Source organism: Aeromonas sp. 25-AL00135 (assembly GCF_054052385.1).
Genome location: NZ_JBSTYQ010000034.1, coordinates 1 through 10,358, shown reverse-complemented (window position 1 = coordinate 10,358; position 10,358 = coordinate 1). Strand labels below are relative to the sequence as shown.

9 protein-coding genes are annotated in these 10,358 nt (G+C 58.0%); 5 read left to right on the top strand and 4 right to left on the bottom strand.

Going from position 1 to position 10,358, the window contains the following annotated elements:
- Together ACW5XC_RS20205 and ACW5XC_RS20200 are read left to right on the top strand one after the other, a co-directional pair.
- Positions 1–187 (top strand): hypothetical protein (locus ACW5XC_RS20205; protein ID WP_456516110.1); only part of this gene is annotated, 187 nt, incomplete at its 5' end.
- A 61-nt stretch (positions 188–248) separates the two neighbouring features.
- Complete coding sequence (locus ACW5XC_RS20200; protein WP_042054994.1) at positions 249–1,445, top strand: NnrS family protein; 1,197 nt, start codon at positions 249–251, stop codon at positions 1,443–1,445.
- Between the two features lie 16 nt (positions 1,446–1,461).
- Here the strand turns inward: ACW5XC_RS20200 and ACW5XC_RS20195 are convergent, their stop codons facing one another.
- Positions 1,462–2,031: a helix-turn-helix domain-containing protein gene (locus ACW5XC_RS20195; RefSeq protein WP_042054992.1), complete on the bottom strand. Its 570-nt coding sequence runs from the start codon at positions 2,029–2,031 to the stop codon at positions 1,462–1,464.
- 119 nt (positions 2,032–2,150) lie between these two features.
- On the opposite strand from ACW5XC_RS20195, the gene ACW5XC_RS20190 reads away from it, so the two are divergent.
- Entirely contained in the window at positions 2,151–3,326 is a 1,176-nt protein-coding gene (locus ACW5XC_RS20190) for a benzoate/H(+) symporter BenE family transporter (protein ID WP_042054991.1), read from the top strand.
- 122 nt (positions 3,327–3,448) lie between these two features.
- Complete coding sequence (locus ACW5XC_RS20185; protein WP_042054990.1) at positions 3,449–4,513, top strand: DUF3103 family protein; 1,065 nt, start codon at positions 3,449–3,451, stop codon at positions 4,511–4,513.
- A 69-nt stretch (positions 4,514–4,582) separates the two neighbouring features.
- Here the strand turns inward: ACW5XC_RS20185 and metF are convergent, their stop codons facing one another.
- Complete coding sequence (gene metF / locus ACW5XC_RS20180) at positions 4,583–5,473, bottom strand: methylenetetrahydrofolate reductase (RefSeq protein WP_005340191.1); 891 nt, start codon at positions 5,471–5,473, stop codon at positions 4,583–4,585.
- Positions 5,474–5,802: 329 nt separating this feature from the next.
- Between metF and ACW5XC_RS20175 the strand changes: the two genes are divergently transcribed.
- Entirely contained in the window at positions 5,803–6,603 is an 801-nt protein-coding gene (locus ACW5XC_RS20175) for a GNAT family N-acetyltransferase (protein ID WP_042054988.1), read from the top strand.
- Positions 6,604–6,675: 72 nt separating this feature from the next.
- On the opposite strand, the gene ACW5XC_RS20170 is transcribed toward ACW5XC_RS20175, so the two are convergent.
- Both ACW5XC_RS20170 and ACW5XC_RS20165 read right to left on the bottom strand, forming a co-directional pair.
- A complete protein-coding gene (locus ACW5XC_RS20170) occupies positions 6,676–8,145 on the bottom strand; it encodes an ABC transporter substrate-binding protein (protein ID WP_042054987.1) in 1,470 nt (489 codons plus the stop codon).
- An 8-nt stretch (positions 8,146–8,153) separates the two neighbouring features.
- The gene (locus ACW5XC_RS20165) at positions 8,154–10,133 is read right to left on the bottom strand and encodes a HAMP domain-containing methyl-accepting chemotaxis protein (RefSeq protein WP_042054985.1); all 1,980 of its coding nucleotides are present in this window, start codon (positions 10,131–10,133) and stop codon (positions 8,154–8,156) included.
- Positions 10,134–10,358 lie beyond the last annotated feature (225 nt).

Genomic DNA, 10,358 nt, shown 5'->3' with positions numbered 1-10,358 from the left:
GCCCACTTCGCTAGGAAGCTGGCTCATCAGTTCGGCGTGTTCCGCCGTGCTGGTAGGGGCGCATTATAGGGAGCCGCGCCGGGATGACAAGGGCTTTTTCAGCAAAAAAGTTTGTTCGCTCAGATATCAAGCAATCACCTCTTTTCTTGCTCGAAATGACATCAATCCTGACTATTGCCGGATTTAAATTGAACATTTGAAAAGCCAATTTATAATTGCCATCTCAAATGTTCAATTGGAATGCCCTCATGCATCAAATCCTCGATAGCCATAAGGAAGAGCAAATCGTCCCGCTGTTCCGCTTGGGGTTCCGACCCTTCTTCTTGTTCGGGGCTCTGTTTGCGGCCGTCGCCATGTTGCTCTGGCTGGGGCAGCTCAACGGTTGGCTTACCTTGCCCGGGATTGCCAACCCGATCTGGTGGCATGGTCATGAGATGCTGTTTGGTTTCGGGGCTGCCATCGTCGCGGGTTTTCTGCTCACCGCGGTGCAGAACTGGACGGCCCATCCCGGTGTTCGGAGCTGGCCATTGGCACTGGTGGTGGGGTTGTGGATGTTACCAAGGACCTTGTTACCCTGGCTGGGTGAAGAGAATACGCTCCTGATGGCGGCAGACCTGCTCTGGCTGCCGCTGTGCGCCTGGTTCCTTGCCAAGCCTATCTTGATAACCCGGCAATGGCGCAATCTATTCTTCGTGCCCCTGTTGCTGATACTGACCTTGCTCAATGGTGCCAGCTGGTTATGGCAGGCCGATTGGACCACCGTTGAGCACCTATTGATCACCACTGTGCTGTTGTTTACCACCCTGATCGCCGTGATGGGTGGAAGGGTGATTCCGTTCTTCACCGCCCGAGCAACCGGTCAGGAGAAAGCTGCACCTCTACTCTGGCTGGAACGGACTGCGCTCGCGACACTGTGGCTTATCTTGCTCTGCTGGTTGTTACTCCCCACCCAATGGGTCACCAGCATATATATAGTGCCTCTATATATAGTGGCGGCGAGTTTGCATCTGTGGCGGCAACTACATTGGCATCTGCCATCGACCCTTGCGCATCCCCTGCTGTGGTCACTCCATCTCGCCTATCTGTTTATCCCTCTTGGCCTGCTCTCCCTTGCGGCACATAGCGCGGGTCTGCCCATCACGTTGTCGATGGCCAGTCACCTGCTCAGCGCAGGCTGTATGGGCACCATGATCCTGGGCATGATTGCGCGAGTCTCCCTCGGCCATAGCGGTCGGGCCTTGCAGGTAGGACGCAGGATCACTGGCGCATTCGCCCTGGTTATCGCCGCCGCCACAATGCGGGTGGTGATTCCCCTGCTCTGGCCTACTTATTCCCTGCATGGCTGGAACCTCAGCGCGCTTGCCTGGATCGCTGCCTATGGTCTGTTTGTCTGGGTCTATATCCCGATACTGATCCGCCCCAGAGCAGATGGTCGACCGGGTTGATGACTGCGGAACATGTTCAGGGTGTTGCCACCGGATAGTGGATCAGGTTGTGGAAAATAGCCGGGGCTATGCCGAGATTGCGATAACCGTGGGGACGGTCGGCAGCAAAACGCACCGCCTCCCCTTGCACCAGTGAGCGCCACACCCCTTCCACCAGCACCTCCATCATGCCGCTGATGACGATGACATGCTCGGTCACTCCCGGCTCATGGGGCTCAGATTCACGCTGGTACCCCGGCAACAGGGTCAGCTCAAGCAACTCGAAACCAAACCGGTTTTCATAAGGGAAGAGGGGGGCCACTTGCATGCCCTCTCCCGCAGGCTGCTGGCGAATGGCAGCGGCGGTGCGATAGAGCACCTCTGCCTGCGCGGCGGGTGTGGATTCGATGAAACTGGAAAATGAGACTCGAAAACCGGTGGCGATCTTCCATAGCGTCGCCACCGTCGGGCTGGACTCTCCCCGCTCAATCTGCCCCAGCATCGCCTTGCTGACACCCGTTTCGCGCGCGGCGGCATCCAGGCTCCAGCCGCGCTCGCTGCGCAGCCCCTTCAGTCGAGCAGCCAGATGCTGACTCATCTCTTGCATAACTGCCTCTTTATTACTCTTGCACGATGCGCCTTGTGCGCTATAGCGCACAGCGATATAGTCAAAACTGTATTGTACGTAATAACGCACAGCGCGTCACAACGCCAAGAGGAAGAGTCATGCCCTTCGCCATCCCCCATCTGGTCGCAGGCTTTATCGCCGTGATGGTCGGCTACACCAGCTCCGTCATCCTGATCATCCAGGCCGCCACAGCGGCGGGTGCAGATACAGCTCAAGTCGCCTCATGGCTCTGGACGCTGGGGATCGGCATGGGGGTGAGCTGCATCGGCCTCTCTCTCTATTACCGCATACCCATACTAACCGCCTGGTCCACACCGGGCGCGGCACTGCTGATCACCACGCTGGGCAACTTCACTCTGGCGGAAGCCATCGGCGCCTTTGTGATCTCGTCCCTGCTGATCACGCTGTGTGGCATCAGCGGCTGGTTCGACCGTTTGATGAGACATATTCCGGCTCCACTGGCCGCCGCCATGCTGGCTGGCGTGCTGCTCAGATTCGGATTGGATCTGTTCAAGGTCGCCCCGCAAGATCCCTTGCTGCTTGGCACCCTGCTGCTGGCCTTCCTGCTGGGTCGTCATCTCTGGCCCCGCTATACCATGGTGCTAGTACTGGGAGTGGGGATGCTGATCTGCAGCGTGCGGGGGGATTTGCAAATGGGCACCCTTCACTGGCAACTCGCCAGCCCGGTCTGGACATGGCCAGCCTTCTCCCTTGATGCTCTGTTTGGTATCGCGCTGCCGCTGTTCATTGTCACCATGACATCGCAAAACATGCCGGGAATTGCCATCTTGCGGGCCCATGGCTATCAGCCTGCCACCTCCTCGCTGATCAGCTGGACCGGCCTGACCGGCCTGCTGCTCGCCCCTTTTGGCGGCTATGCCTTCAATCTGGCCGCCATCACTGCCGCCATCTGCATGGGCAAAGAGGTCGACCCGGATACCAAGCGCCGCTGGCCTGCTGCGGTTTGGGCGGGTTGCTTTTATTTCGTGACCGGCTGCTTCGGCGCGACCGTCGCGGCCCTGTTTAGCGCCTTTCCGGCAGCCCTTGTCACCTGCGTCGCTGGATTGGCCCTGCTAGGCACCATCGGCAGCAGCCTGCACTCTGCCTTGCAACAGGATGAAGCGCGAGAAGCTGCGCTGCTTACCTTTATTATTACCGCGTCCGGGATCAGCCTGCTCGGCATCGCGGCAGCCTGCTGGGGTCTGCTGATTGGTCTGGCTATCTATCAGTTTCAATCATATCGACAAAGGAATCAATTGAACCTCAAACCGTGAACCTCTGCACACTATCCAGATAAAATGATTCACAAGTGAAACTAATTTCCTTCTAGTGGCGTCAGGGCACCAATCTTCCCGGACATGGTGCCCTGTCAGGTTCCATGCAACGGAGTATAAAAATGAAAAATCAGGCTGTCTTGTTACTACTGGCCATACTGGGTGCTACGAGCGTCCAGGCTGCCGATACGGATCGAGAGCTGGCTCGCCAGCTCGCACTTCAGCAGAAAAACCTGCTGCCCCTGCTGAGCAATCAGCAATACCAGAGCCCGCTTCCCAACCTGCTGCAGAAGGCCAGCCCGCGCCTTAAACGGCAGGCGAGCGATGCCGACCAGGCAGCCATCAGCAGGCAAGGACTGGATGGCGAGGTCAAGCAACTGATGCAGTTGCGGCTGGCCAACACCGATCAGGCTGCCGCACTGCAACAGGGCGTCGAACCGCTGGTCGCCTATGTTCCAAGTGGAGATGAGAAGAGCTGGAGCGCCATTGAAGCGTTCGACAGCGCTGGCAATCCCGTCTATCTGGATGTGGACAAGGCACCGGCCCGGCCGGTTCTGGTAGTCGAAGCCGATCCCGTCAAAGCCAAAAACGCAGGCTTGAAGGTAATGCGCAAGGCGCTGGCCGATGCGGATCTGCAAAGCGCTCCGCGAGTGGCGGCCAGCACAGCGCCACTCAAGACCAGTATCCTGAAAAAGATCAGACTGAAGGATGATCAGGAGCCCTGGCTGCTCGGCGCAGCCGAAGTGTATGCAGTGGTCGCAGGGGTTAATCCCAGTCGGGATGAGCCAGTAGTCGATATTGTCGACATGCCCTACCTCGACTATGACAACACAGACTACACCCCCAACCAGATCCTGGTTTACTGGGATCGCTATCGCTGGGGTGCCGTCGATGTGGTGATGATGGAGCAGGATGACAACGTCAACTACAAGGAGCTGAGCGCCCTGCTGATTGAAGCTCTCAAACTCGGCTTTACTGCGGGTGGCGTGCCGGAAGCCCTGCCCTTCCTCGATCTCGGCGGTCGCATCGTCAAGGCACTGCCCGACTCCTGGATGACCAATAACGACGACTATCTGGATACCTTCTACACACTGCAACAGGATCAGGTCTATCACCAGTATCCGGGGGCTGCCGGTAATGCGGTTATCGATCTTGAGCCAAAAGAGATCGCCCCGACCAGACCTTGATAATCGGCCATAACGAAAAAGCCAATGAGCAACTCATTGGCTTTTTGCTTTTATCGCGGTGACCACCGGTCAACCCTTGGGACGAACCCCCAAGGTATGGCAGATGGCATAGGTCAGCTCGGAGCGGTTCAGGGTATAGAAGTGGAAATCCTTCACTCCTTCCTGACTCAGCACGCGCACCTGATCGATAGCGATGCTCGCCCCCACGAGATTGCGGGTCATCTGATCGTTATCCAGCCCCTCGAAACGCTGATGCATCCAGCGCGGGATCTTCACGTTAGTAAAACCGGCAAACTTGGCCAGGGTCTGATAGTTGGAGACCGGCAGGATCCCCGGCACGATTTCAGCATCGATGCCGATGGCGGCGCAGCGATCCCGAAAGCGCAAGTAAGTTTCCACATCGAAGAAGAACTGGGTGATGGCGCGGTTGGCACCAGCATCGATCTTGCGCTTAAGGTTGAGCAGGTCGGATTGCGCACTCTTGGCTTCCGGGTGCCCTTCCGGATAGGCGGCAACCGAGATATCGAAGTCGGCCTCTGACTTGAGCAGGGCAACCAGATCGGTGGCATACATATCCGGCTTCTCCAACCCCTGCGGCAAGTCACCGCGCAGAGCCACAATATGGCGAATGCCGCTGTTCCAGTAATCGCGGGCGATGGTGCGCAGCTCGTCGCGACTGGCATCGATACAGGTCAGGTGCGGCGCGGCAATCAGGCCTGTCCGCTCCTTGATGTCCTTGATCACCTTGTGGGTGCGATCACGGGTGCCGGAGTTGGCACCATAGGTGACGGAGACGAACTTGGGTTCCAGCACTTTCAGCCGTTCGATGGACTGCCAGAGGGTATTTTCCATCCCTTCACTATTGGGCGGAAAAAACTCGAAACTGACCGATATATCGCCATTCAAATCTGCCAAGCTCTGGTTGAGCGCCTCAACCTGACGTGCACTGTGAAATCCCATCTGCTCTTCTCCCTGTCCTGCAATCCATCTGCCTACGTCAAAACGGATGTTTGGACGTCTAAACGTCTTTATATTTATGAGTAAAACGACACAAAGTCAACAGGGATTTACCTCACATCCGATCTGACGAACTTCATATTTACAAAATTAACGGTACGTAACCGAAAAGTGCCCATCCCAAAATTGCCCCAGTCGAGTTATGATGGGGGTAGATCGTCCTGGACGTTCTGAATCTGCGTGTGATTGTTTGGCCGGAGGTTTCTCCGGCCCCTTTTCATCTATTTCCCACTCCTGCCGATAACAGAATGAGTCTTTGCAGGAGCACCATCATGGATACCCATCCCGGCTTTGCCACCGACTTGCTGTTCGATCGCTATCAGGGCGAGGTTGTTCAGCACGATCAGTTCTGGGCGGTTCGCACGCCGGATGCTCCCGACTACTACTTCGGCAACTACCTGCTGCTCCCCACCCCGCCCAGCGACCGTGACAAAGGCTGGCTGGAAGCCGCATTCGATCAGCTGATCGGCCAGGATCCTCGAGTGCGCCACCGCACCTTCCAATGGCCACTGGCGGCCGGGCAAAACAGCCGGATCGCCGGTTTTGTCGCAACGGGTTACCAATATATGGAGTGCGTGGTGCTGGCGCTGGATGAACAGAGTTGCCCGCCCCTTCACAGCGACATGAACAAGGTTGAGGCACGCACCTTCACCACTGCTGATTGGCCTGAGTGGCTCGACTTCGAACTCCATGAGCGGGATGAGGGACACTCTGAACAGAGCTATCTCCCCTATCTGCGATCCCGCCAGGCGCTCTATCAGGCCATGATTGCCGATGGTCTCGGGGACTGGTGGGGGGTCTGGAAAGAGGGACAACTGGTCGCCAGCTGCGGCCTCTTCTTTTGCGGCACACTTGGGCGCTTCCAGTTGGTACGCACGCACCATGCGTGGCGCAACCAGGGGTTATGCCGCCAGCTACTGAGTCAAGTGGCTCGCGCAGGATTGTCCCGCGCCAAACAGCTGATCATAGTGGCTGACGAGCACTACCATGCCCAGCGCATTTACCGCTCTCTGGGGTTTGCCCCGGTTGCCCGCATCGGCAACCTCTGCCGCTGGCCCCACGAAGCACAATAAAGCGATACCTGCTGGCCGCGAGCCATAAAAAACGGGAGGCTGATGCCTCCCGCTCTTATTGATGCAGATGACCTATTGCTGTGGCTGCTGTGGCGCCTCCAGCTCGTTGGAGAGCGCCTGCTCCACCTCATCCGACGGCGCCGGTAATGGGGCTGCGGCCGCTGATGCGGGTTCTGCGGGAGTCACAGCAGGTGACACCACGGCCGATGTTTCACTGGTCGCGGGAGCTGCGGACACCTCAGTCGTCGGCGCTGAAACAGGAGCAGGGGCAACCGCATCACACTGACAATCCGCGCTCTTGGCCTTGTTGCCCTGATGAGGGGCATACCAGCCCTTCAAGCCACTTTCCAGTCGATCCGCGGCCGCCTTGGGCTCCATCTTGCCAAGCAGCACCGCCTGACTCACCTCGGCCAGTTCATCCCCTAACTTGGGCGTACCACGGGAGAGGATCTGGGTCGCCACCCGAATAGTCGAGTCACACTGATCGCGCCACTCCATCATCTCTTTGGCTGCCGGATTGGTGACATCGAAGAAGTGGTTGGAGAGGGAGAAGAATCCCGGCAGCGAGTTGGTATAGAGCTCGGCAAATTGCGGCGTCGTCAGCCACTGCAGGAAGGCCATCGCCCCCTCTTTGTTCTTGCTGGCCGGGTTCATCCCCATACCGATATCGGTGTGGTCGGTAAAGAAACAGCCATCACCCTGTTTGGCCACCGGCGGACGCATGACGCCAAAATCGACCTTGCCGGTGAAGGGGGCAATCTCCCAGGAGCCCGCCACGTAGAAGGCGGCCTTGCCCGACGTGAACAGCTCGTTACTGGTCGCATAATCGCGGCTCTCACCACCTTCACCGAGGTAGGAACGCCAGCGGGCCAGCTCGTCGAACACCTTCACATATTGGGGGTTATCCAACCGCTCCTGCCCGCCGATCAGTGCCAGACGGCCGTCCTCTCCCTTCCAGTAGTTGGGGCCAATGTTCTGGAACCCCAGTTCGGAGGCAACCCAGCTCTCGGAACCACTCATGGCCAGCGGCACATAGCGCCCGTCGGCCTTGATCTTGTCCAGCACGGCGAAGAACTGGTCGCGGGTTTGCGGCAAGGTGATCCCCAATTCACTGAGGATCTTCTTGTTATAGAAGAAGCCATGGATCACCGAGGCCATCGGCACACAGAAGGTCTGGGCACCGGAATCCGTCTGCCAGGGTGACTGGGCAAAACTCGGGAAGTTCTCCATTCCTGCCATTTCGGTCAGCTCGGCCAGATGGCCCGCCTTGAACAGGGCGAGCGAGTCATCAAACGGACGACAGGTAATGAGATCCCCCGCCTTACCGCCTTTCAGGCTCTCCCACAGGGTGGGCATGTAGTTGACGTTCTGCACCGGATGAAAACTCACCTTGATACCGGGATGCGCCGCTTCAAAGGCCGGGATGATTTTCTGCTCCCACAACGCCTTGTCATCGGTTCGCCAGCTTTCAATCACCAGCTCGCTGGCCATCAGCTGGCCACACAACAGGAGACTCAGGGCTCCAATCCACTTTTTAGACATAAGCCCTCCTAGACCTTGAAATGTGCGATCAATTGCTGCTGTTTGGCGACCAGGTCGGCCAGTACTTCACTGCTGCTGGCGGATTCGCGCGCCTCCCGCTCGGTCTCGTATGCCACATCGGCAATACCGGCGATATGACGAGCGACCCCCTGACTGACGGAGATCTGCTCCTGAGCGGCATGGGCCACCTGATCCGCCATCGACTTGATGGCCCCCATCCGCTCGGCAATGGATTGCAGCGCAACATCCATCTCGCGGGTCTGCTCGACACAGCTCTGGGTCTGCTCCTGGCTGCGCCCCATCACTTCAACCACATGCTTGCTGGAGCTCTGCAGGTTCTCAATCATCCCCTGGATCTCTTCGGTCGAGGTCTGGGTGCGATTGGCCAGCGCCCGTACCTCATCGGCCACCACCGCAAAACCGCGACCGGCATCGCCAGCACGAGCCGCTTCGATGGCGGCGTTCAAGGCCAGCAGGTTGGTCTGCTCGGCGATGCTGCGGATCACATCGAGAATGCTGCCGATGTTGTTACTGAATTCGCCAAGTTTGTAGGTGATCCCGACCGCCTCTTCCATGGCGCCAGCCAGCTGCTCGGTGATTCGGCGAGTGGTGGCCACTTTCTGGCGACCACTACGAGCCTCTTCATCGGCCAGATCCACTTCGCGCTTGGTGCCATCGGTAGAGCGGGCCACCTCGGTGGCGCTCACTTCCAGCTCGGTAATGGCGGCGGCCACCTGATCGGTCTGGCTCTTCTGCTCCTGCACCCGGGACATGGCCCGTTCGCTGATCTCGGCGGCGCGGCTCGCCTCATCCACCAGATGGCGGGAGCCCGCATTGATTTGAGAGAGTAGTTCACCGGTCTTGCCTGCCAAGGTGTCAATGGAGCGGGAGAGCGTGCCAAATTCGCAACTGCTGCGGTAGTTGATGCGGCGGGTCATGTCACCGGCCGCCATGTAATCGAGCTCCTTGTTGATCATCTGCAACGGGCGCTGAATGCTGCGCGCCGTGGTATAACCGATCACCAGCGCCGCAGCGGCCGACATCGCGGCAACCACCAGAATCCAGAAGCTGGCGCTACTGACCGCTGCATCGGCATTGATCCGGCTATCGCTGGCGATGGCTCCGGCAGACTTGCCCATCTCATCGAGCAAATTGAGGCTGTTGACCAGACTGGCATCCAGCTGCTGATTTTGCGTGGCCAGCGACAGCGCCAGTTGCTGAGCCTGACGCATGGTTGCCAGCAGGCCCTGAGCGCCAAGTGCCAGCTCCTGCATCCGATCCAGATTGGAGACAAAGCGCGCTTTCACATCATCGGGCACCAGCACCCGCTCCAACCGCTTGCGGGCCATCTCGATGTCCTTGCTCAACACCTTTTCCAGCTCGTTCAGGTCGGTTTTGGCATCGGCACGACGGATATTCTTCAGATCGCGGGCGATACCCGAGGTAATGAGCTCCGCCTTGTTGCGCATGGAGCGCTTGCTGGCAGTCTGTTGCAACAGCAGATCCGCCGCCCACTGGTAGGTATCCTCAAGGCGGATAAATTCCATCTCCAGCTTGTGGCGCTGCTCCAGCGCACTGACCCACTGCCGATGCTGGGCCAACACCTGATCCGCCAAGCCATAAAATTGGGTGGTAGCACTCTCGACCTGCTGGAAGCGGGCACGAGCATCCGCTACGTCGGTAAATTTACCCATCTCCTGACTCAACTGGGCGAAGCGGTTCTGCTGCTCCTTGAACTGATTGGCCAGCTGCGGCAACTGGGCGGCATCTTCACTGGTGCGGTAGACCAGCACCCAGCGGTTACTATCTTGCAGTGCCCCCTTGAGACCTGCGACAGCCACTACCAGCGGAGTTGCGCGGTCAGATACGGCAGAGAGGCCGTCATTTATACCCTTGATTTTAAAGGTACTGATCACACCAAGCAGGATCAGCAACAGCAGCATCAACACGAATCCGGCGATGATCCGCTGCACGATAGATAAGCCCATGGAGACATCCTCACTCATTGGGGGAAGGTAAAGTGAACATAGTCACTATCGGCAGGGGTGGCGAATAACTGAAATAAAGCGGCAGGTATTTAATTGATTTGTATCGGGTTGGATCACAGTACAGACAAAATCAGCCTGTCTAGTCCTGAAATAGGTTTACACATTTTCAACTAGCATTTCTCTACTCAGAACCCCCTATGTACCGCATCGGGGGTTCTGTATTTC